A 21,350-nucleotide genomic window follows, 5' to 3' on the forward strand; every position below is an offset into this window, starting at 1 on the left:
TTATTGCTGCACTGATCAGCCTTTGACCCTGATCTGCTCAGGAAGCCACAGCGCGATCTGCGGGAATATCATCAGGATGATGATCGTCAGCATCATGATCGCGGAGAAGGGCCAGATCGACCTGTAGATGTCGACGAGGGTGATCTCCTTCGGCGCCAGCGAGCGCATGAGGAACAGGTTGTAGCCGAATGGAGGGGTGATGTAGGCGATCTGGCAGGTGATCGTGTAGAGAATGCCATACCAGATCAGCTGGTTGTCGAAGCCGAGGTCGAGCGCCTTCACCAGCGGGATGTAGAGCGGCGCCACGATGACCAGCATCGCGGTATCGTCGAGGAACATCCCCATGACGATGAAGCTGAGCTGCATCATGATGATGATGGTCCAGGGATTGAGGTCCCACTGGCGGATGAACAGGAACTCGATCGCCTTCACCGCGCCGAGTCCGTCGAAGATCGCGCCGAAGGCAAGCGCGGCGAGGATGAGCCACATGAACATGCAGGAGACGTTCAGCGTCTTCAGCGAAGTGTCGCGGATCACCGGCCAGTTGAACCGACCCTTGGCAATGGCCGCAAGTGTAGCCGCGGTGGCACCAACCGCCGAGCTTTCCACGAGGCTCGTGTAGCCGAAGACAAAAAGCCCGGTCATGAAGAAAAAGATGGCGAAGGGAATGATGCCCGCCCGCGCCAGGGCCAACTTCTCGCGAAGCGGCATGTTCAGTTCATCGTCCGTCAGCTCGGGCGCAAGTTTGGGATTCAGCTTCACACGGACATAGATGTAGAGAATGAACATCGCCGCCATGAGCAGGCCGGGGAACACGCCGGCGAACCACAGCTTCGACACCGGCTGGCGGGCGATCATGCCGTAGAGTACCAGCACGACCGATGGCGGGATAAGGATGCCGAGCGAGGATCCGCCCTGCACCACGCCCGAAATCAGCACCTTGTCGTAGCCGCGACGGATCATTTCCGGTAGCGCGATGGTGGCGCCGATCGCCATGCCGGCCACGGAAAGCCCGTTCATGGCGGAGATGATGACCATCAGGAAGATCGTGCCAATGGCCAGACCGCCGGTGAAGCGGCCGAACCAGACATGCAGGGCTCTGTAGAGATCCTCCGCGATCCCGGCCTCCGCCAGGATGTAGCCCATGTAGATGAACATGGGCAGCGTCAGCATCGCGTACCAGTTGAACAGCTTGAAGACCTGGTTGAACGGCAGGTCCATCGCGCCCGGACCATAGAGCAGGAGGCCCGCAGCGGACGCGACAAAGCCGATGCCGGCGAAGACGAGCTGCCCCGAGAGAAGCGCCAGGATCATCGACGCGAACATAAGGAGCGCGATCATCTCATAGCTCATCAGAGCTTCTCCCCGCGCAGCGTGGCGATATGCTTGAAGACGAGCGAGAAAGACTGCATCAGCATCAGCACGAGGCAGACGGTCAGCAGCGCCTTGATCGGGATCACCGAGGGGTTCCAGATCGAGAAGCGCTTCTCATTCGTGGCGATGGCGTATTGCAGGCTGGAGATCGACCCGGCGAGCATTACGCCGAGATAGAAGATCAGGCAGCCGATGGTCGCGAGGTCGATCTTGGCCTTGCCGCGCTCGGAGAGCGTCGCATACCAGAGATCCATGCGGACATGCTCGCCATTCCTCAGCGTGAAAGGCCCGCCCATGAAGTAATAGGCCGCGAGCAGGAACTGGGTCAGCTCCACCGCCCAGTGCACCGGCATCTTGATCAGGTTGCGGGTAATGGCATCGAAGATCAGTGCCGCGCCCATGAAGAACACCAGCGAGGCCGCGAGGTAGCCGACATAATCGGAGATCGCGTCGGTCACACGCACATAGCGGGCGATGACACCCCAGACGCCACCGCCCTTTCGCTTCACCACATCTTCCGAAGTCACACATCGCTCCGTTGCTCGCCGGGCAGATCCCGCCCGGGAAACCGCCGCACCGCCGCGAGGCGGCACGGACACAGGCACACAGCACCCCTCCCGCGATCGGGTCACGCCCGCGCGCTTACGATGACTATGCTTTGAAGCTGCACGGCTGGGCCTGGAAAGCCCTCCGGCGCGGGCTATTTCGCGCGCCTGCACCCCGCAATGCACCTGCTGAAACCGGTCATCTGCCTTCCCCTCGCAGGCTATGCACCACCATTGTGCATGCCTTCTTTCTTCGCATATTCCGCACTGTACCGAGTTTCCATCTGAAGGGAAGCCCGATTTTTGACATTATTGACCGTTTGGGCAATCGATCAGATCCATATATGACCGAATGACCGATTTATCTTTGCGTATTTGACCATATGGTCATCATATGCTGTGCTGAGTGGAATGACGATGCGGCATCGAGAGCCCGGATGCGCAACCATCCGCCCCGCCCCGCAATGATTGACCGCTCAGGCGGACTGACTTACCGATTCCTTCCGTCGTGGCTTTGCCGCGAATGCTGTTGAGGACACACCGTGCAGCCTTCCTCGCGCTTTGAAGAGATCATTGCGCTGCTCGCCCACTCCGGGGAAATGACCGTCGAGGCGCTGGCGGATCGTCTCAACGTCTCCCGCGAAACGGTTCGCCGTGACCTCGCTCGGCTCGATACCGACGGTCGCCTGCGGAGGTTCCATGGCGGCGCCAAGACCATCGCGGTGCCTGCCGCGGTGATGGAAAACGAGTGGCCCTTCGCCCAGCGCATGGCGCAGAACGCGATGGCCAAGAAAGCCATCGCCGCCGCAGCCGCCCCGTTGTTCGAGCCCGACGATTCACTGTTCATCGACACCGGCAGCACCACCATCGCCTTCGCCGAGGCGCTGGCCTCCAGCCAGGCGCTGGTAACGATCACCAATTCGCCGCGCATCGCTGCGACGCTGGCCGCCGGCCACAGCCACAAGGTGTTCCTTATCGGCGGTGCCTATGGCGTGGATGCCGGCGAGAGCCTCGGCCCGCTCGCCCTGGAGCAGATCGGCAAGTTCCGCGCCCGCCATGCCGTACTCACCATCGGCGCCATCGACCAGGCCAGCGTCATGGATTTCGACGTCCAGGAGGCCGAGGTTGCCAAGGCGATGATCGAACGCGCCGACCGCGTCACCGTGCTCGCCGATCACTCCAAATTCGATCGTCGCGCGGTGTTCGAGGTCGCCCCCCTCGCCCGCATCGACACGCTGGTGACCGACCTTGCCCCGACCGAGTCGATGGCACGAGCGATCGCCGCTGCCGGCATTGAGCTGATCGTCGCCAGCGCCTGATCCGTCATCCGGCCGAAGCATTTCGGATCATCGGCATGGCTGAAGGAAAACCGATCCTGCCCGGTGATATCCGCGGCAAGGCACGACACCGCGGCGGAACGCCAAGACCACTGCCTTGAGCTACTCGGCCAATGTTTCCCGCGCATGAGTGGCCGCTCGCCCCATACCGGCGACGACGACTATCGGGACTGCCGATTATCCACCCTTGGGCCGCGGCGCTGCGGTGCCGGCCTCCGGCATCCGCGACGCCTGCGCCGACGACCACTGCGTCATGTAAGTCGCAGTGAGGTCGAGGATCATCGCTTCTACCGCCGGATGCGTCGGCAGTTGCGCATGGGCGACGAACCGGGCGCCCGCCGCCCAGGCGTCGATGTTGCGGGCACCGCGCACATCCGGGAAGCCCGGGCCATGAATGTTGATGCAGCGGACCACCGGGCAGGACGGCGATCCGGGCGCCGCGTCGATGGTGATCACCAGCGGCGCGGGTTTCCCTCGCCTCACTAGGTCGCCGGCGAAACGCAGCGCGGTCGAGCCGCCCAACGAATGGCCGATGACCACATTCGGCACCGCCCCCACCTGCTTGTTGAGGAAATGCGTGTCGCTCCGCGTGCGGAACCCCTGCTGCCGCAACGGGCGCGACAGGGCGGAAACCCCGACATAGTCGTTCTCGACATAGACGCCGAGTCCATCCAGCAGCAGGACCAGCGGAGGCTGAAGCGGGGGCGGTGCCGGGGATGGCCCGAATGGCGGGCGTGCCGGCGAAGGCTGGCTGGACCACGGCGACCAGAGCGGAGACTGCTGGGCAATTGCCGGCCCGGCCAGGCAAAGCCAACCACACAGCGCACCGGCCACCGCCCGAGCACCCAGACCAAAGCCATTGAATCTCACGCCTACGCTCGACAATGCGCCTCCTGCCGGTCCCTCGGCGGAACCGCTCATCCGCGGACTGATAGCCGACAGGATGAAGCCTGGCTAACGGCGATTTTGCGGCGCACACCATCCACCGGTGCGCTGACGTGGCGCGCCGACATGAAATGTCATCGCGGCACGCCAACCCGGCGTGTCGTTTCCTGATCCATGAAGGAGTACGGGCGAAGGCAGATACCGTCAGGCGGCGTGCGATTGACCCTCATCGCCGGCATGTAGTCCGCAGGCCATTGCCCAACTGCGGAACGCCGCCCAGGCATGAGCCTGCTGCGAGGGCTCCCGCGCCTGCTCAAGCTGAGTGAGCAGCATTTCCGCGTAGCGCCCGAGCCTGTCATGGCGCAGCGAACGCAGAAGATGGATCGCGCAAGCCAGCGAGCGGACCTCGATCGTCTCGCGGCCGACATGGACATGAATGGGGTCGGGTCGGAACTCGGCTACGGTAAGCGTCATGGTGCTGATCCTCCCAAAGCGCGGCCCTTATTATTGGTCGGCCGGCTGGAGCCGCTGCAGCCCACCGCCTTTGCCTAAAGTATAACGCGAATTTGCATCATTGGCGCGACACCATTCGGTGATCGGGCAGATTTTTATCCGGCGATCGACGCCCGCCGCGCTTCGGCATGAAGAATACAGAACATAATACATGGAATCTGGGATACCAGGCGGGCGATCAGTCCATCCGACCTCGGGCACAAGCCGGCCGACGGGTGGTGAAAGCAACCTGCGAAATTAACCGCCGGCCATTTCCAACGCTCGTGCGGAGTTGAACGACAGGCCGAACAAACTCATCACAGACATACTGACATAACTCGATGATTAAGTGACGCCCATTATTACATAAACATACTTATATGACGCCGAATAAACGTATATACATCGCCAATCTTACCTGAAATATCCTCTGTATTTTGAATTTTACTTCATGTTACGTTGCGATCGGACGACAGCAAGATCGTCCCTTCAAAGAGGAAACGCCAATGTCTATCCGCACGAAGATCGCCGCGCTGGCCGCGGCGACGGTCCTGCTCGGCTTCGCTCCTGCCCTCGCGCAGGACGAGATGTCCCATGCGGCGGCCGTCACGGCCTATGTGAAAAAGAACATCGAGCCCTGGCTCAGCGACAAGGCCGTCATCTCCGCCGTCGCGGCCTCCAACAAGGCGCACGCCAAGCTCATGCAGTCCGACATCGACGAACTCGACAACAAGTGGAAGGCCAAGGATCAGGCGCTGCGCGACAGCACCATGAAGAACAAGCTGGCCGAGTTCCTGACCAAGAAGAAGGAAGCCTCCGGCGGCGTCATCACCGAGGCCTTCGTCATGGACGATCGCGGCCTCAATGTCGGCCAGACCGACGGCACGTCCGACATGTGGCAGGCCGACGAGGCCAAGTGGCAGAAGACCTATGCGGCGGGTTCCGGCGCCATCTTCGTCGACAAGGTCGAGGAGGACGGCGGCAAGAAGATCGCCCAGGCCAGCGTGACCATTTCCGACAAGGGGCAGGCGATCGGCGCCGTCACGTTCGGCATCGATATCGACAAGCTGAAGTGAGTCGCCGCGCCTTATTGGCGCGTCGGTTCATGCACCGCCGAGGGAGGCCCCCCGCCTCCCTCGGCGGCTTTCGCGAGGCCGCCCCTCAGGCGCGTCATCGCCTGCGGCAGCAGGAACGGCCCGGAGGGCGGCGCCGTGCCGATTCGCGCCGTCACCGCGTAGAGATCGGCGACGATGGCGTCGGTCAGCACCTCGGCCGGCGCGCCGCGCGCGGCCACCTGCCCGTTCTTGAGCGCCACGATCTCGTCGGCGATCATCGCCGCGAGGTTGAGGTCGTGCAGCACCGCCGCCACCCCGCCACCGGCGCGCGCCACCTGGCGGGCGAGATCGACCACCATCAACTGGTGCGACAGGTCGAGGCTGGAGGTCGGCTCGTCGAGCAGCAGATAGCCCGGCCCGTCGCAGCCCGCCAGCTGGGTGAGGGCGCGGGCGATCTGCACCCGCTGCTGCTCGCCGCCGGACAGCGCCGCATAGGGACGGTCGCGAAACCCGGCGAGATCGACCCGCGCCAGCGCCTCGGCAATGCGGGACGGCGCCCGTTCGCCCGACGGCAGACCGATTGCCGCCACCTCGGCGACGGTGAAGGGAAACGCCACCTGCACGTCCTGCGGCAGCACCGCCCGCCGCTGCGCCAGCCGGGCGGGGCCGAGCGCGGCGATGTCGCGGCCGTCGACCAGCACCCTGCCCCGCCTGGGACGAAGCTCGCCGGACAGCACCTTCAGCAGCGTCGACTTGCCGGCGCCATTGGGGCCGATCAGCGCCGTCACCCGGCCGGGCCGTACCGCGAGGTCGGCGCCGTCGAGCAGGAGCCGGCCGGAGACCGCGTAGTCGATGTCTTTCGCTTCATACATGGGACGTCACCCGAACAGTTCGGCACGGCGGCGCAGTAGCAGCCACAGGAAGAACGGCGCGCCGATGGCGGCGGTGACGATGCCGAGCGGCAGTTCCGCCGGCGCGGCGATGGTGCGCGCCACCAGATCGGCGCCCAGCAGCAGCGCCCCGCCGGCAAGCGCCGAGGCCGGCAGCAGCAGCCGGTGCCCCGGCCCGATGAGCAGCCGCAGCAAATGCGGCACCACCAGCCCGACGAAGCCGATCACTCCCGCGGCGGCCACGGCGGCCCCCGCTCCGGCCGCGACGCCGGCGATGGCGAGACGTTTCGCCCGCTCGACGTCGATGCCGACATGGAAGGCGGCGGCCTCGCCCAGCGCCAGCGCGTCGAACGCCCGCGCCAATAGCGGCGCCAGGGCGAGCAGCACCAGCACGAAGGGCGCCGCCGCCGCAATCTTCGCCCAGGTGGCTCCGCCGAGGCTGCCCATGGTCCAGAAGGTCAGGTCGCGCAACTGCTGGTCGGACGCCATGAACACCAGAATGCCGGTGCCCGCTCCCGCCATCGCGCCGAAGGCGATGCCGGCGAACAGCAGCGTCGCCACCGAGGTGCGGCCGTCGCGGGTCGCCACCACGTGCAGCACCATCGTTACCATCAGCGCCCCGGCAAAGGCGGAAGCCGGCAGGCCGAATTCGCCGATCGCCGCCGGCAGCGCCGCCGCCAGCGGCGCGGCGAGCACGATCCAAAGCACCGCTGCCAGCGCCGCCCCGCTCGACACGCCGATCAACCCGGGATCGGCGAGCGGATTGCGGAAGATGCCTTGCATCATAGCTCCCGCGGTCGCCGTCGCCGCGCCGACCATCAGCCCGAGCAGCGTGCGCGGCAGCCGGATGTCGAGCACCACGACGCTCTCGCGCAAACCGATCTCCGGGCCCGCCACGCTGCCGCCGACGGCCCGCCAGAGGATGGTCAGCACATGCTCGACCGGGATGGTGACCGGGCCAATCGCCAGTGAGGCGAGCGCCGCAGCGAAGGCGAGCGCCGCGCAGGCGAGCAGCCCCAGCCGTGCCCGCCGCTCGCGCGCGGTCGGCCCCGCCCCTGCTTCCATGATGATGGCCTCGGCGCTCACGGCGCAGCCCCCTGCGCTTTCGTCCACGGCCGCTCGGGCAGTTTCGGCAGATCGAGCTCCGGGTAGATCGCCGCAGCGAGATCGCGTGCCGCCTGCGGGGTACGCGGACCGAAACCGAGCAGATAGGCGCCATCAATGGGAATGAGCCGCTTGTCGCGCGCCGCCGGCGTCATCGCGAAGGCCGGCAGCTGGAGGATGGCGTCATCGGCGCTCCCGCCGCGGCCCATCTTGACGATGGCGTAGGGCTCGACGGCCAGCACCGCCTCCCCCACCGCCGGCTTGTAGCCGGTAATGGCGCTCATCACATTGGTGACGCCGGCGAGCTTGAAGGCGGCATCGGCGCCGGTGCCCTGCCCGCCCACCATGGGCGAGCCGCCGCCCATCGACATCACGAACAGCGCGCCACGCGGCTGCTCGATGCGCTCGCGCATCGCCGCCAGCGCCGCGAAATCCTCGGCCACGGCGCGGGCGAGCGCGTCGCCCTTCTCGTCCACGCCCATGGCGTGTGCGACGAAACGGATCTTGGCGACGACGCCGGCGGCGTCATGCCCCTCCGGCACCGAGACGAACGGCACCGAGGCCTGCTGCAGCACATTGATGGTGGTAGGCGGCCCGGAGCCCTCCATCGCCAGCACCAGGCTGGGGCCCAGCGCCAACACGCCCTCGGCCGAGAGCGCGCGCATATAGCCGACATCCGGCTTGTCCTTCAGCGCCTGCGGCGGGAACACGCTCGTGGTGTCGACCGCGACGATGCGATCCTCAAGCCCGAGCGCATAGAGAATCTCGGTGATCGACCCACCGATGGCGACCACGCGGCTGGTGTCCTTCACCGCAATGTGCCGGCCGGCGCTGTCGACCATTTCCACCGGCGCAACCTCGGCAGCACGGATGTATTCATGTGGTAAAATGGTCACGCACAGCAGAAACACGAGTTTTAAACTATTATAAATCGTATTGGCCATGGCGATACCTCTCAGTGATGGCGCCTATGTGAACCAATGATCGCGTTGATTCAATTCATTTTCGAAAGATTGATGGAGCGAATACGAGGCTACATTCCTTAAATGTAATTATTATAAAGTGCAACTAAACTTTGTTGACTCCGATATTTACCTGAAAATATGACCGATGTGACGCAGATGCGAGGCGGAGTCGGCTGTCGGAACTGACAGCTCTCCGGCCTCGCGGCTTACGCATCGAGGATGATCATGGCCGCGACTTTCCCGCGCGCCGGCGCCAGCCGCCGCCCGCTCTCCCACCACTCCGCCTTGCTGGGCATTTCGATGGCGGCGCTCGTCGTCGCCACGCCGGCACTGGCGCAGCAGGCGGCCTCCACCGCCGCGACCGCTGCGCCCGCCGTTGCCGAGGCCGAGACGCTGCCGGTGGTTACAGTGCAGGGGGCCGACGGGCGGCTGGTGAGCGATCCCTACTCCACCCCTTCGGCGGTGAGCACCGTCAACATGCTGAACAATCTGAACCAGTCGAGCCGCCTCGACACGGTGCTGCGCACCGTGCCCGGCACCTTCACCGAGCAGAGCACCTCAAATCCCGGCGTTGCGATCAATATCCGCGGCTTCCAGGGCTTCGGCCGCGTCAACATGATGATCGACGGCGTGCGGCAGAATTTCCGCTTCGTCGGCCATGAGGCGAGCGGCTTCGCCTATGTCGACGAGCAGTTGCTGGCCGGCGTCGACATCGCCCGCGGCGCCGTCTCCACCGCCGGCGGTGCCGGCGCGCTGGCCGGTGCGGCGGACATGCGCACGCTCGGCGTCGACGACATCATCAAGCCCGGCAACAACTGGGGCGCCATCGGCAACCTGACCTGGGGCAGCAACGGCCAGGGCTGGCAGGAAATGTTCGCCGGCGCCGCCAAGCTGAACGACCGCGTCTCGGTGGCGGGCGCCATCGCCAATTCCAGCCCGTCGAACTATGAGAACGGCGCCGGCCAGATGGTGCCCTATACGTGGCAGAACCTCTCCTCCGGCCTGCTCAAGAGCGACATCAAGCTCACCGACGACTCGACGCTGAAGCTCGGCGCGGTGTTCTACAACAACTTCTTTTACGCCAACTCCGCCGACCAGCAGATCACCAACAACACCTTCACGGCGAAGTACCACTACGACCCGGACAGCGAACTGATCGATTTCCGGCTCAACGCCTATTACAACGACCTGACGATGACCTACCTCAACACGCCGCGCACGACGTCGAGCTCGCGTGGCCGCGTCATCGAGGACAATGGCTGGGGCTTCGACACCTCCAACACCTCGAACTTCATGTGGGGCGAGGTTGCGGTCTCGACCATCAACGGCTTCGAGTATTTCTACGACGATGTCAGCACATCCAACAGCGTAAATCCCTCGCTGTATGGTGGCGTCAATCCGGCAGGTGAAAGCAGCGTCGGCGGCGTCTTCTCCGAGACCACCTTCAGCTACAACATCTTCGATTTCATCCTCGGCCTGCGTTACGACTTCTATACGCTGGATGGCTCCGGCGTGGAGACCGCCGTCGGTGGCGCGGTGCCAGTTGGTCCTTGGGATGTAGACCAGAATGACGGCCGCTTCGATCCGAAGTTCACTCTGGCCATCAACCCCTACGACTGGCTGCAGCCTTATGTGACCTATGCCGAGACCATGCGCGCGCCTACCGCGAGCGAGACCATGGTCGGCGGCGAGCATCCAGGCGGCACCGGCAACTACTCGGCCAACCCCTACCTGCAACCGGAAATCTCGAAGGGCTGGGAGTTCGGCGTCAACATCCGCAAGGATGGCTTGTTCACCGCCAACGACCAGTTCCGCCTGAAAGCCGACTACTTCTACAACGACATTTCGGACTACATCGTCACCACACTTGGCGGTCGTGGCACCCAGACCTACTTCAGCAATGTCGAAGGCACCTCGACGGTCAGCGGCGTCGAGTTGGAGGCCAGCTACGATGCGCGCACCTTCTTCGCCTCGGCGAGCTACACCCACAACGACAACGACCTGCCGCCGCAGACCCAGGGCTTCGGCACCAACCAATATGTGCCGGACAATATCTTCTCGATGACCGCAGGCCTGCGCTTCCTCGACGAGAAGCTGACCATCGGCGGCCGCTATTCCTTCTACTCGCAATCGACGCTGATCGGCTTCAACCCGACGTTCACAGCCAGCGTAATCCAGTCGGAGCCCTCGCCGAGCTACAATCTGTTCGACCTGTTCGGCAGCTACCAGATCAACGACAAGCTGATCTTCCGCGTCGATGCCACCAACCTGCTCGACGAGGATTACACTCCGGCGCTGTCGGTCAATCCGACCGGCTTCACCGGTAACACCGGCCAGGGCCGCACCGTGCTGATGAGCCTGCGCGCGCATTTCTGAGCGCGACGGTTTCCATCTCCCGATGCCGGGCGCTATCGTCCGGCATCACCCATTCGGACCAATGAGGGACTCTCCATGTTCATCGCGATGAACCGCTTCAAGGTGCAGCTCGGCTCGGAAGCCGAGTTCGAGCGCGTCTGGCGCGAGCGCGACAGCCACCTGTCCACCGTGCCCGGCTTCAAGCAGTTCGAGCTGCTGCGCGGCCCGCTGCGCGACGACCACACGCTCTATGCCTCGCACACCATCTGGGGCAGCCGCGCCGATTTCGAGGCCTGGACCAAGTCGGAAGCCTTCCGCGCCGCGCACCGGAATGCCGGCGGCAACAAGCCGCTCTATCTCGGCCATCCCGAGGTCGAACTGTTCGAAGCCATCGATCTCGGCAGCACCGAGAAGGCCGCCTGACGGCCCGGACTGACCGTCTGACCACCTTAACGCCGGGTTGTCCTGCGCCGTGCGCGCGGCGGCCCGGCGTCTTCGTGAGTTGACGGCGGACCCCACCTCGATTAACGGCTCGCGCTTGGTTTCGAACCTGAGCCCGACATCCATGGCCGACCACGCGTCGCTCGACGCCTCGCACAGCACCGCCGGCGAGGCGCCCCGCATCTCTTTCGTCTCGCTGGGCTGCCCCAAGGCGCTCGTCGATTCCGAACGCATCGTCACCCGGCTGCGCGCCGAGGGCTACGAGCTCTCGCGCCAGCATGAGGGCGCCGATCTCGTCATCGTCAACACCTGCGGTTTCCTCGACAGCGCCAAGGCGGAAAGCCTCGCCGCCATCGGCGACGCGCTGAAGGAGAACGGCAAGGTCATCGTCACCGGCTGCATGGGTGCCGAGCCCGAGCAGATCCGCAACGTGCATCCCGGCGTGCTGGCCGTCACCGGCCCGCAGCAATATGAGAGCGTGGTCAACGCGGTGCATGCCGCGGTGCCGCCGCGGCACGATCCGTTCCTGGATCTGGTGCCGCCGCAGGGGGTGAAGCTCACCCCGCGCCACTACGCTTATCTAAAGATTTCCGAGGGTTGCAACAATCGTTGTACCTTCTGCATCATCCCCAAGCTGCGCGGCGATCTGGTCAGCCGCCCGGCTTCCGAGGTGCTGCGCGAGGCCGAGAAGCTGGTGAATGCCGGGGTGAAGGAACTCCTCGTCATCTCGCAGGACACCTCGGCCTATGGCGTCGATCTGAAATATGCCGAGAGCCAATGGAAGGACCGGCAGGTCCGCGCCCGCTTCCTCGACCTGTCGCGCGAGCTGGGTTCGCTCGGCGCCTGGGTGCGCATGCACTATGTCTATCCCTACCCGCATGTCGACGAGGTGATCGGCCTGATGGCCGACGGGGTGATCCTTCCCTATCTCGACATTCCCTTCCAGCACGCCTCCCCGACGGTGCTGAAGCGCATGAAGCGCCCGGCGGCGCAGGAGAAGACGCTGGCGCGCGTCCAGGCCTGGCGTGCCGCCTGCCCGGACCTCACCCTGCGCTCCACCTTCATCGTCGGCTTCCCCGGCGAGACCGAGGCGGAGTTCGAGGAACTGGTCGCCTTCCTGGAGGAGGCCGAGCTCGATCGCGTCGGCTGCTTCAAATATGAGCCGGTCGCCGGCGCCCCGGCCAACGACCTCGGCGTCGCCGTCCCGGACGAGGTGAAGCAGGAACGCTGGAACCGCTTCATGGAGGTGCAGCAGCGCGTCTCCGCCCGCCGCCTGAAGCGCAAGGTCGGCACCCGCCAGCAGGTGATCATCGATTCCGTCGGCCTGACGGTGGCGATCGGCCGCTCCAAGGCGGATGCGCCGGAGATTGACGGCGTCGTGCATGTCGCCTCGCGCCGCCCGCTGCGCGTCGGCGAGATCGCCACGGTGAAGATCGAGCGCGCCGACGCCTACGACCTGCACGGCACGGCGGTGGGTTTCTGAACCACTCCAGGCAAGCAAGCAGACCGACGGCCGGGCATCGCGACCCGGCCGTTTTCATTCGAGGATCCGCCGCAGCTCCTCGGAGGGGATGATGCTCTCGTCGACGGTCGGCCAGGCGAGCGCGATGGTGTAGGCGAGCGTTACCGAGAAGGCGACAGAGAAGGTCGCCAGACCAAGGACGAGCTGCGGCTTCTTGCCGACATGCAGCGCCGCCAGCCCGATCTGCGACAGCACCCCGAGCAGCAGCACCACGATCCAGCGATGCGGCGCGAGATCGGCATGCAGGATGAAATAGCGGTCGGTGCGCAGGCGCCGCAGCTCGATCTGCCCGTTCAGCAGGGCGCTGCGCATGTGGGCTGCCACCGTCGTGTCCGCCTCGGCGGCCGCGACGGCCGCGACCACCCCGTCAAAGCTCCTGGAAACCTGTGTGTCCGGGTAGACCCAGCCCTCGTCCCATTCATATTTCGACAGCGCACGGGCGTAGACCCCGACCGCATCGTCGACCGGCGCGCAGGTAGGCCCGCACACCTTGGCGATGTCGAGCATGGCGTCGAGCCGCTGCACCTCTTGCAGCACGGTCTGGGCGTAGCGCGTCTCGCGGTTCCAGATGTCGCTGACCATGAAGGCGAGGAACAGCGCGAAAGGCAGCGTCAGCGCCCCGAGATAGGAGGTTTGCAGGTCGCGTGGATGGAAGGTCGCGACCAGCTTCGGGCGCATCGCCCACCAGTAGCAGAGGCAGCCGGTAAGCAGCGGAACAAGTCCGACGGCCGCGACGAAGAGTGGGAAATAGTCGTTGATGAACATGTTCACGAAGAGCGTGATCATCCGACGCTCCGATCACCCGGCCTTCAAAAGGTCCCGCAGCGCGCCCTCTACGATCCGCGTCGCCTTGTCGAGGTCGGAGATGCGCACATGCTCGTCGGCGGCATGGGCATTGGCCTCGAGGATCGAGCGCGGCCCGGCGCCATAGAGCACGGTCGGCACCCCGGCAGCGGTGTAGTGGCGGGCATCGGTATAGAGCGGCACGGCGGTGGCCGGCGGCACCTCGCCCAGCACGTCGGCAGCATGCTTCTGGAGGGTCTCCACCAGCTTCTCGGTGCCCGGCAGCGTGCGCAGCGGCTCGGCGAGGATGATGCGGCGACACTCGATGTCGATGCCGTCCCAGCCCTCCACCGCCTTCTCCACCAGCGCGGTGAGCGCGGCCTCGACCGCCTCGCCATCCTCCTCCGGCGTCAGGCGGCGATCGACGCGCAGGGAGATGCGGTCCGGCACTACATTGGTGTTGATGCCGCCGGAGATCAGGCCGACGGTGATCTTCGGCGAGCCGATGCCCGGCGTCGGGCTGGTGATGCCGTAGAGCCGCTTGCGCTCGGCATAGATGGCGGTGAGGATGGCGGTGGTCGCCTCCAGCGCGTCGGCGCCGGTCTCCGGCATCGCTGCATGCGCCTGCTTGCCGCGCACCACGATCTCAAGGTGCAGCGCGCCGTTATGCGCCACGACGACGGCATAGGAGAAGCCGGCCGACAGCGCGTAGTCCGGCTTGGAAAGCCCGTGCTCCAGCAGCCATTTCGGCCCGACGAAGCCGCCGGCCTCCTCGTCATACGTGAAATGCAGCTCGACGGTGCCGTCGAGCCCCTCGGGCCGCTGCTTCAGCGCCAGCAGCGCGAAGGCGTAGGTGGCGAAGTCCGACTTCGACACCGCCGCGCCGCGGCCATAGATCGCGCCGCCCTTCTCTTCCGCGCCATAGGGATCGAAGGTCCAGCCCTCGCCGGGCGGTACCACGTCGCCATGGGCGTTGAGGGCGATCACCGGCCCCTTGGCATCGCCGAAGCGCTCGCGCACCACCAGGTTGACCACCGACTTCATGCCGTAGGTCTTCACGAAAGGTTCCGGCACCGGGTGGCGTTCCACCACGAAGCCGAGTTCCTCCAGCAATTGCCCGGTCACCTCGGCATGCGCTGCGCAGTCGCCGGGCGGATTGTCGCTCGGCACGCGGACCACCGCCTTCAGGAACGCCACTTCGCGTTCGAGCCGCTCTCCGTCGTGACCTGCGACGCCCGCTTCGACTTGGCTCACTGCTCTGCTCCCTGGACGCTGCCGGTCAGTTGCGGCAGCTCGAACCGCTCGATGAAACGCACCAGCGCCGCCACCGCAAGCCCGATGTCCTCACGCGCCGCATATTCCGCTGGATTATGGCTGATACCGCCGCGGCAGCGCACGAACAGCATGCCGATCGGGCACAGGCGCGACATGGCCTGTCCGTCATGGCCGGCGCCGGATGGCAGCGTCGGCGCGCGATGGCCGAGATCGGCGACGGCGTTGCGCAACCGCAGCTGCAGGTCGCGGTAGCATGGCACGGTGCCGACCTCGTGGAAGGCGGAGATCACCACCCCCAACCCGCGCGCATCGGCGATGCGGTGCGCCTCACGCTCGAACTCGGTTAGCGCCTCGCGGCGGGAGATGTCGGAGCCGGAGCGCAGGTCGAGGGTGAAGACAACGCGCGAGGGAATCACATTGACCGAGCCGGGCTCGACATGCAGGCGCCCCACCGTCGCCACCATGCCGTGGCGGTCGGCGCGGGCGATCTTCTCGGCCACCAGCGCCATTTCTGCGGCGCCGGCGAAGGCGTCACGGCGCATCCGCATCGGCACGGTGCCAGCGTGGCCGGCCTCCCCGGTGACGGTGATCGACAGCCGCGAGGCGCCGGCAATGGCGGAAACGATGCCGAGCGGCTCGCCCTCGGCCTCCAGCACCGGCCCCTGCTCGATATGGGCCTCGACATAGGCGATGACCTTGTCGGGGTCGTAGGCGGCCGCCGGGATCGCGGCAGGGTCCTTGCCATAGGCGCGGATGGCCTCGTCGAGCGAGAGGCCGTCGGCGTCGCGCGCGCCGAGCCAGGAAGGCAGGAAATGCCCGGCCGCGGCGGCGGAGGTGGACAGCGTGGTCGGGAAGCGCGTGCCTTCCTCGTCGCCGAAGGCCAGCACGTCGATGCCGTAGGGCCGCTTCAGCCCCGCCTTCACCACCGCCTCCAGCGCCAGCAGGGCGACGACCACCCCCATGGTGCCGTCATATTTCCCGGCATTGGCGACGGTATCGATATGCGAGCCGATCAGCAGCCGCGGCGCGTCGGGGCCGGCTGGCTGCCAGTGGCCGCGCACCGTGCCGAGCGCGTCCTCGGAGACGTCGAGCCCGGCGGCGCGCATGAAATCGCCGACCAGATCGGCGGCGCGGCGGTGTTCCGGCGTCAGGAAAAAGCGGGTGAGGTTGTCGCTGGACTGCGAGATGGCGCCGAGCGCCTCGAGCATCGCCGCCGCCCGTTCGCCTGTCGCGGCAATGTCCACCGGTATTCTCATCTGCGCGTCGCCGTCCCCAATTGCCGCCGGCCGGCATGGCTGCTTTCAGTGACCGGGCCCGGCATCGTCTGGCGCCATCGCATATGGGCGCGGCTTTGGCAATCGCGGCGGCGGCCTAGGGGCCGCCGCCATCAGCATAAGCGCGGTCAGGCGGCAGGGCTTACTGCCCCGGCACCTTGTCGTCGATGCCCTTCACGTACCAGTTCATCGACAGGATATCCTTGTCCGGCACTGCCTCGCCTTCCTTGGCGGCCAGCGTGCCGTCCTGCTTATAGACCGGGCCCTTGAACGGGTTCAGCTCGCCGGACTTGATCTTGGCTTCGGTCGCCTCAGCCATCGCCCTCACGTCGTCGGGCATATTGGTGTAGGGCGCCATCACCACCTCGCCGTCCTTGATGCCGGCCCAGGTATCGGTGGAGGTCCAGGTGCCGTCCATCACCTCCTTGACGCGCTTGACGTAATAGGGCGCCCAATTGTCGACGATGGAGGTCAGCTGCGATTTGGGGCCGAAGCTGATCATGTCGGAGGCTTGGCCGAACGCCTTCACGCCGCGCGCCTCGGCGGCCTGCATGGCGGCGGGGCTGTCGGTGTGCTGGGTGATGATGTCGGCGCCCTGGTCCATCAGCGCCTTGGCGGCATCGGCCTCCTTGGCCGGGTCGAACCAGGAGTTCACCCAGACGATCTTGATCTTCATGTCGGGATTGACCGACTGGGCGCCGAGCATCATCGCATTGATGCCGGAGATGACCTCCGGGATCGGGAAGGAGCCGATATAGCCGATGGTGCCGGTCTTCGACATCTTGGCGGCGATCTGGCCGAGGATGTAGCGGCCCTCGTGGAACTTCGAGTTGTAGGTGGCGACGTTCTTGTCGCGCTTGAAGCCGGTGGCGTGCTCGAACATCACCTTGGGATGGCGCTTCGCCACCTTCAGCGTCGGCTCCATATAGCCGAAGGAGGTGGTGAAGATGATCTTGTTGCCGGCGCGGGCCAGCTGCTCGATCACGCGCTCGGCGTCCGGGCCTTCCGGCACGCTCTCGACATAGGTGGTCTCCACCTTGTCGCCGAAGGCCGCCTCGACCGCCTTGCGGCCCTGGTCGTGCTGGTAGGTCCAGCCGAAATCGCCCACCGGGCCGATATAGACCCACGCCGCCTTCAGCTTCTCGGCGGCGGAGGCCGGCAACGCGCCGGCGCCGGCAAGGGCCGCGCCCGCGGCGAGGCCCAGCGCCAATGAGAGAATCTTCCGCATGAACGTCTCCGCTCTTCCTGTCCGTCGCGGCCTGGATGTCCGCCCCCGCGTGGCCGCTGCCGCGGGGGCTTGAGGCCGCTGGGCGCGGCCGGAATGAATGTCGCGCCTCAGCGATCCGGCACGAAGGGCACGCCGAGCGAGGCGGGAGCGCCCTGCCCGCGCTTCAGCGCCGAAATCAGCACCAGCGCCGCCACCGTCGCCAGATAGGGCAGCGAGGACAAAAGCTGCGAGGGAATGCCGAGCCCGAAGCCCTGCACATGCAGCTGCAGGATCGACACTGCACCGAACAGATAGGCGCCGGCCAGCAGCCAGAGCGGCTTCCAGGCGGAGAACACCACCAGAGCCAGCGCGATCCAGCCGCGGCCGGCAGTCATGTCGCTGGCCCAGAACGGCGTGTAGGCCAGCGACAGCTGCGCTCCGGCCAGCCCGGCGCAGGCGCCGCCGAACATCACCGCCAGCGTGCGGATCCGGCGCACCGGATGGCCGAGCGCATGGGCGGCGACATGGCTCTCGCCCACCGCGCGGATCACCAGGCCGGTGCGGGTGCGCGCCAGCCCCCACGTCACCAGCACCAGCAGCGCGATCGAGGCATAGACGAAGGCGTCCTGCCCGAACACCGCCTTGCCGATGATCGGCAGGTCGGTGAGGCCGGGAATGCGCAGTTCCGGCGCGGCGTCGATCCGGGTGCCGACGAAGGGCGCGCCGATCAGCCCGGCAAGGCCGAGCCCGAGTATGGTGGTCGCCAGCCCCGACGCCACCTGGTTCGCCGCCAGCCACACGGTGAGCACCGCGAACACCAGCGACAGCGCCACCCCGGCCAGCACCGCCGCCAGCGTGCCGAGCAGCAGGCTGCCGGACGAGTAGGCGGTGGCGTAGCCGACCGCCGCGCCGATGATCATCATGCCCTCGACGCCGAGATTGAGCGTCCCCGCCCGCTCTGCCACCAATTCGCCGAGCGAGGCGATCAGCAGCGTGGTCGCCGCCGCCACCACGCTTGCGAGAACCGCGCCGATCATCACCGTGTCAAGCATGGCGCACGCCCTCCACCCGGCGGATGCGGTAGCGCACCAGCACGTCGGCCGCCAGGATGGCGATGAGCAGCGTGCCCTGGAACACGCGGGTGACGTCGAACGGCATGCGCAGCGAGATCTGCGCCGCCTCGCCGCCAATATAGGTCAGCGCCAGCACGAAGCTGGAGACGAGTATGCCCACCGGATGCAGCCGCCCGAGCATGGCGGCGATGATGGCGGTGAAGCCGTAGCCCGGCGAGATCGACGGCTGCATGTTGCCGATCGGCCCCGCCACCTCGATGATGCCGGCGAGCCCCGCCAGCGCGCCGGAGACGGCGAACACGCCATAGGTCACCCGCTTCTCGTCGAAGCCGGCGAAGGCGGCCGCGCGCGGGGCGGAACCGCCCAGCTCGATGGAGAAGCCGACCAGCGTGCGCCCCAGCACGAAGGTCGCCGCCACCACCACGATCAGCGCGATGACGATGCCGCCATGGAGGCGCCCCTCGTCGAGCAGCAGCGGCATGGTCGCCACCGCGTCGAAGGTCACGCTTTGGGGAAAGTTGAAGCCGGCCGGGTCGCGCCACGGCCCGCGCACCAGATAGTCGAGAAACAGCTCGGCGACATAGACCAGCATCAGCGAGGTCAGGATCTCGCTGGCGCCGAAGCGTACCCGCAGCAAGGCCGGGATCAGCCCGTAGGCGGCACCGCCCAGGGCACCGAGCACCAGCATCGCCGGCAGCACCCACGGCCCGGCACCGGTGCCGTGCGTCGCCAGCGCCAGCCAGGAGCCGAGCAGCGCGCCGGCGACATACTGCCCCTCGGCGCCGATGTTCCAGCGATTGGCGCGGTAGCAGAAGGCGAGCCCGACGCCGATCAGCAGCAGCGGGCAGGTTTTCACCACCAGCTCCTGCAAGGTATAGGCATCGCCCAGCGGCTCGATGAAATAGATGCGGAACGCCTCGATCGGGTCGTGGCCCATGGCGAGGAACATGGCCGCGCCGACGATGAGCGTGAAGGCCAGCGCCACGAACGGCGCCGCCACCAGGCCGGCGAGCGGGACGTTTTCCTGCCGTTCGAGCTTAAGCGGCATCGGCATCCTCCTGCGCCGGAGCCCCGTGCGCGCCGCCCATGGCGAGGCCGATCGCCTCGCGCGAGGTTTCCTCCACCGGCACCGGCTGGGTGAGCCGCCCCTCGCTCATCACCGCGATGCGGTCGGTGAATTCCAGCAATTCGTCGAGGTCCTGGCTGATCACCAGCACCGCGCAGCCTTCCGCCGCCTTCCGCCGCAGCGTGGTGCGGATGAAGCCGGCCGCCGCCGCGTCGACGCCCCAGGTCGGCTGGTCGACCACCAGCAGCACCGGCTCGCGCAGCACCTCGCGGCCGATGACGAATTTCTGCAGATTGCCGCCGGACAGCCGCCGCGCCTTCGGGTCCTTGCCGCCGAAGCGCACGTCGAAGCGCTTGACGATGTCGGCGAACATCGCATTCAGCACCGAGTGGCGAACGACGCCGTGGCGCACGATCCGCCCGTCGCCATGGGTGGTCAGCAGCACGTTGTCGGAGAGCCGCATGTCCGGCGCCGCCGCGTGGCCGAGCCGCTCCTCCGGCACGAAGCCGGCCTTGAGCGCCCGCCGCTCGGTCGGCCCCAGCGCGCCGGCCGGCGTGCGGTCGATGACGATCGCCTCCGCATCCTCGCCCCGCCGCTCGCCGGACAGCGCCTCGAACAGCGTCGTCTGGCCGTTGCCCGCCACCCCGGCGATGCCGACGATCTCGCCGGCGCGGATCTCGAGGTTGATGGCGTGCAGCGCCGAGCCGCGCGAGCCGTCGCCCTTGAGGGTGAGGTTCTTGATCAGCAGGCGCGGCTCGCCGAGCTCATGCGTCGCCACGCGCGGCGTGCGCGGCACCTCGGCACCCACCATCAACCGCGCGAGGCTGGCCGAGCTCTCGCGGCGCGGATCGACCTCGGCGATGAATTTACCGCCGCGCAGCACCGTGGCGCGCTGGCACAGGCGGCGCACCTCGTCGAGCTTGTGCGAGATGAACAGCACCGCCCGTCCCTCGGCGGTGAGCAGGTCCACGGTGCGGAACAGGCTCTCGGATTCGTCCGGGGTGAGCACCGAGGTCGGCTCGTCGAGGATCAGCACCCGCGGATCGCCAAGCAGGCAGCGCACGATCTCCACCCGCTGCCGCTCGCCGACGGAAAGCTCGCCGACCCGCCGATGCGGCTCGACCTCCAGCCCGTAGCGGCCGACGCAGTCCTCGATACGGGCGGCGAGCGCCGCCAGCGGCTCCCTGCCGGGCAGCCCGAGCGCGACGTTCTCCACCACGGTGAGCGCGTCGAACAGCGCGAAATGCTGGAACACCACGCCGATGCCCTTGGCGCGGGAGGCGGCCGGGTCGGGAAAGGTGATCGGCTCGCCCGCGAAGCGCAGCTCGCCGGAATCGGCCTGCAACAGGCCGCACATCATCTTCACCAGCGTCGACTTGCCGGCGCCGTTCTCGCCGAGCAGCGCATGCGTCTCGCCGGCACGGATGGCGAGGCTCACATGGTCGTTCGCCACAAGGGCGCCGAAGCGCTTGGTGAGCCCGATCGCCTCCAGCACCGCCGGCGGCACGGCTCCAGAAGCGGCAGGATCGGAGGTGGCGATATCGGGCATGGCTTCACCGGACAAAGCTTTACCGGAGATCACTTCACCGGGCATGGCGCGTGTCCCGGCGGCTGTCACCCCGCGTCGACGAACGCGCGGCAGCCATCCCTGGCGGAACCGGTCGGAGCGGGCAGCGATGTCTCATCCGGGCTCCACGGCAGATGCAC

General features: G+C 66.6%; 19 protein-coding genes. 5 read left to right on the forward strand and 14 right to left on the reverse strand.

Going from position 1 to position 21,350, the window contains the following annotated elements:
* Positions 1-15 precede the first annotated feature (15 nt).
* Positions 16-1,353: a TRAP transporter large permease gene (locus KHC24_RS01470; protein ID WP_213358686.1), complete on the reverse strand. Its 1,338-nt coding sequence runs from the start codon at positions 1,351-1,353 to the stop codon at positions 16-18.
* Positions 1,353-1,901, reverse strand: a complete 549-nt coding sequence (locus KHC24_RS01475) for a TRAP transporter small permease subunit (RefSeq protein WP_271180588.1) — start codon at positions 1,899-1,901, stop codon at positions 1,353-1,355. Before KHC24_RS01475 ends, KHC24_RS01470 begins: the two co-directional genes overlap by 1 nt.
* 560 nt (positions 1,902-2,461) lie before the next feature.
* Here KHC24_RS01475 and KHC24_RS01480 point away from each other — a divergent pair.
* Positions 2,462-3,238 carry a DeoR/GlpR family DNA-binding transcription regulator gene (locus tag KHC24_RS01480; RefSeq protein ID WP_213358688.1) on the forward strand — a complete coding sequence of 259 codons (777 nt, stop codon included), beginning with the start codon at positions 2,462-2,464 and terminating at the stop codon, positions 3,236-3,238.
* Positions 3,239-3,433: 195 nt separating this feature from the next.
* Here KHC24_RS01480 and KHC24_RS01485 read toward each other — a convergent pair whose 3' ends face one another.
* Together KHC24_RS01485 and KHC24_RS01490 are read right to left on the reverse strand one after the other, a co-directional pair.
* The gene (locus KHC24_RS01485) at positions 3,434-4,177 is read right to left on the reverse strand and encodes an alpha/beta hydrolase family protein (RefSeq protein WP_213358690.1); all 744 of its coding nucleotides are present in this window, start codon (positions 4,175-4,177) and stop codon (positions 3,434-3,436) included.
* Positions 4,178-4,345: 168 nt separating this feature from the next.
* Positions 4,346-4,615, reverse strand: coding sequence for a hypothetical protein (locus tag KHC24_RS01490; protein WP_213358692.1), 270 nt, complete (start codon positions 4,613-4,615; stop codon positions 4,346-4,348).
* A 524-nt stretch (positions 4,616-5,139) separates the two neighbouring features.
* Here KHC24_RS01490 and KHC24_RS01495 point away from each other — a divergent pair.
* Complete coding sequence (locus KHC24_RS01495) at positions 5,140-5,709, forward strand: hypothetical protein (protein ID WP_213358694.1); 570 nt, start codon at positions 5,140-5,142, stop codon at positions 5,707-5,709.
* Positions 5,710-5,720: 11 nt separating this feature from the next.
* Here KHC24_RS01495 and KHC24_RS01500 read toward each other — a convergent pair whose 3' ends face one another.
* The 3 genes from KHC24_RS01500 to KHC24_RS01510 are packed head-to-tail and all read right to left on the reverse strand — an operon-like array spanning position 5,721 to position 8,626.
* Positions 5,721-6,560 carry a heme ABC transporter ATP-binding protein gene (locus tag KHC24_RS01500; protein WP_213358696.1) on the reverse strand — a complete coding sequence of 280 codons (840 nt, stop codon included), beginning with the start codon at positions 6,558-6,560 and terminating at the stop codon, positions 5,721-5,723.
* Between the two features lie 6 nt (positions 6,561-6,566).
* On the reverse strand, positions 6,567-7,643 hold the full coding sequence (locus KHC24_RS01505) for a FecCD family ABC transporter permease (protein ID WP_213358869.1): 1,077 nt from the start codon (positions 7,641-7,643) through the stop codon (positions 6,567-6,569).
* Positions 7,644-7,660: 17 nt separating this feature from the next.
* Positions 7,661-8,626 carry a heme/hemin ABC transporter substrate-binding protein gene (locus KHC24_RS01510; RefSeq protein WP_246545981.1) on the reverse strand — a complete coding sequence of 322 codons (966 nt, stop codon included), beginning with the start codon at positions 8,624-8,626 and terminating at the stop codon, positions 7,661-7,663.
* 246 nt (positions 8,627-8,872) lie between these two features.
* Here KHC24_RS01510 and KHC24_RS01515 point away from each other — a divergent pair, with 246 nt between their 5' ends.
* From KHC24_RS01515 to rimO, 3 genes are all read left to right on the forward strand, one after another.
* On the forward strand, positions 8,873-11,023 hold the full coding sequence (locus KHC24_RS01515) for a TonB-dependent receptor domain-containing protein (RefSeq protein WP_246545982.1): 2,151 nt from the start codon (positions 8,873-8,875) through the stop codon (positions 11,021-11,023).
* Between the two features lie 75 nt (positions 11,024-11,098).
* Entirely contained in the window at positions 11,099-11,425 is a 327-nt protein-coding gene (gene hmuQ / locus KHC24_RS01520; RefSeq protein WP_213358697.1) for a heme-degrading protein HmuQ, read from the forward strand.
* A gap of 142 nt (positions 11,426-11,567) precedes the next feature.
* Positions 11,568-12,926 (forward strand): 30S ribosomal protein S12 methylthiotransferase RimO, encoded by a 1,359-nt coding sequence (rimO, locus tag KHC24_RS01525; protein ID WP_213358699.1) that lies wholly within the window; start codon positions 11,568-11,570, stop codon positions 12,924-12,926.
* A 54-nt stretch (positions 12,927-12,980) separates the two neighbouring features.
* Here rimO and KHC24_RS01530 read toward each other — a convergent pair whose 3' ends face one another.
* From KHC24_RS01530 to KHC24_RS01560, 7 genes are all read right to left on the reverse strand, one after another.
* Positions 12,981-13,751: a bestrophin-like domain gene (locus tag KHC24_RS01530; RefSeq protein WP_246545983.1), complete on the reverse strand. Its 771-nt coding sequence runs from the start codon at positions 13,749-13,751 to the stop codon at positions 12,981-12,983.
* A gap of 12 nt (positions 13,752-13,763) precedes the next feature.
* A complete protein-coding gene (locus KHC24_RS01535; protein ID WP_213358701.1) occupies positions 13,764-15,002 on the reverse strand; it encodes an ArgE/DapE family deacylase in 1,239 nt (412 codons plus the stop codon).
* Positions 14,999-16,279, reverse strand: a complete 1,281-nt coding sequence (locus tag KHC24_RS01540) for an allantoate amidohydrolase (protein WP_213358703.1) — start codon at positions 16,277-16,279, stop codon at positions 14,999-15,001. Before KHC24_RS01540 ends, KHC24_RS01535 begins: the two co-directional genes overlap by 4 nt.
* Positions 16,280-16,439: 160 nt before the next feature.
* On the reverse strand, positions 16,440-17,525 hold the full coding sequence (locus KHC24_RS01545) for a BMP family ABC transporter substrate-binding protein (RefSeq protein ID WP_213358705.1): 1,086 nt from the start codon (positions 17,523-17,525) through the stop codon (positions 16,440-16,442).
* Between the two features lie 107 nt (positions 17,526-17,632).
* Entirely contained in the window at positions 17,633-18,556 is a 924-nt protein-coding gene (locus KHC24_RS01550) for an ABC transporter permease (RefSeq protein ID WP_213358707.1), read from the reverse strand.
* Complete coding sequence (locus KHC24_RS01555; RefSeq protein WP_213358709.1) at positions 18,549-19,625, reverse strand: ABC transporter permease; 1,077 nt, start codon at positions 19,623-19,625, stop codon at positions 18,549-18,551. The genes KHC24_RS01550 and KHC24_RS01555 overlap by 8 nt, the downstream gene beginning before the upstream one ends.
* Positions 19,615-21,192 (reverse strand): ABC transporter ATP-binding protein, encoded by a 1,578-nt coding sequence (locus KHC24_RS01560; protein ID WP_213358711.1) that lies wholly within the window; start codon positions 21,190-21,192, stop codon positions 19,615-19,617. Before KHC24_RS01560 ends, KHC24_RS01555 begins: the two co-directional genes overlap by 11 nt.
* Positions 21,193-21,350: the final 158 nt, after the last annotated feature.

Origin of the sequence: Ancylobacter defluvii (genome assembly GCF_018390605.1) — a bacterium.
GTDB lineage: Bacteria > Pseudomonadota > Alphaproteobacteria > Rhizobiales > Xanthobacteraceae > Ancylobacter > Ancylobacter defluvii.

Bases quoted from the DNA above. Each gene is read 5' to 3' on its own strand.
- KHC24_RS01470 (WP_213358686.1), bottom strand. From the start codon at position 1,353: ATGAGCTATGAGATGATCGCGCTCCTTATGTTCGCGTCGATGATCCTG.
- KHC24_RS01485 (WP_213358690.1), bottom strand. From the start codon at position 4,177: ATGAGCGGTTCCGCCGAGGGACCGGCAGGAGGCGCATTGTCGAGCGTA.
- KHC24_RS01490 (WP_213358692.1), bottom strand. From the start codon at position 4,615: ATGACGCTTACCGTAGCCGAGTTCCGACCCGACCCCATTCATGTCCAT.
- KHC24_RS01495 (WP_213358694.1), top strand. From the start codon at position 5,140: ATGTCTATCCGCACGAAGATCGCCGCGCTGGCCGCGGCGACGGTCCTG.
- KHC24_RS01500 (WP_213358696.1), bottom strand. From the start codon at position 6,560: ATGTATGAAGCGAAAGACATCGACTACGCGGTCTCCGGCCGGCTCCTG.
- KHC24_RS01505 (WP_213358869.1), bottom strand. From the start codon at position 7,643: ATGGAAGCAGGGGCGGGGCCGACCGCGCGCGAGCGGCGGGCACGGCTG.
- KHC24_RS01510 (WP_246545981.1), bottom strand. From the start codon at position 8,626: ATGGCCAATACGATTTATAATAGTTTAAAACTCGTGTTTCTGCTGTGC.
- KHC24_RS01515 (WP_246545982.1), top strand. From the start codon at position 8,873: ATGGCCGCGACTTTCCCGCGCGCCGGCGCCAGCCGCCGCCCGCTCTCC.
- hmuQ (WP_213358697.1), top strand. From the start codon at position 11,099: ATGTTCATCGCGATGAACCGCTTCAAGGTGCAGCTCGGCTCGGAAGCC.
- rimO (WP_213358699.1), top strand. From the start codon at position 11,568: ATGGCCGACCACGCGTCGCTCGACGCCTCGCACAGCACCGCCGGCGAG.
- KHC24_RS01530 (WP_246545983.1), bottom strand. From the start codon at position 13,751: ATGATCACGCTCTTCGTGAACATGTTCATCAACGACTATTTCCCACTC.
- KHC24_RS01540 (WP_213358703.1), bottom strand. From the start codon at position 16,279: ATGAGAATACCGGTGGACATTGCCGCGACAGGCGAACGGGCGGCGGCG.
- KHC24_RS01545 (WP_213358705.1), bottom strand. From the start codon at position 17,525: ATGCGGAAGATTCTCTCATTGGCGCTGGGCCTCGCCGCGGGCGCGGCC.
- KHC24_RS01550 (WP_213358707.1), bottom strand. From the start codon at position 18,556: ATGCTTGACACGGTGATGATCGGCGCGGTTCTCGCAAGCGTGGTGGCG.
- KHC24_RS01555 (WP_213358709.1), bottom strand. From the start codon at position 19,625: ATGCCGCTTAAGCTCGAACGGCAGGAAAACGTCCCGCTCGCCGGCCTG.
- KHC24_RS01560 (WP_213358711.1), bottom strand. From the start codon at position 21,192: ATGCCCGATATCGCCACCTCCGATCCTGCCGCTTCTGGAGCCGTGCCG.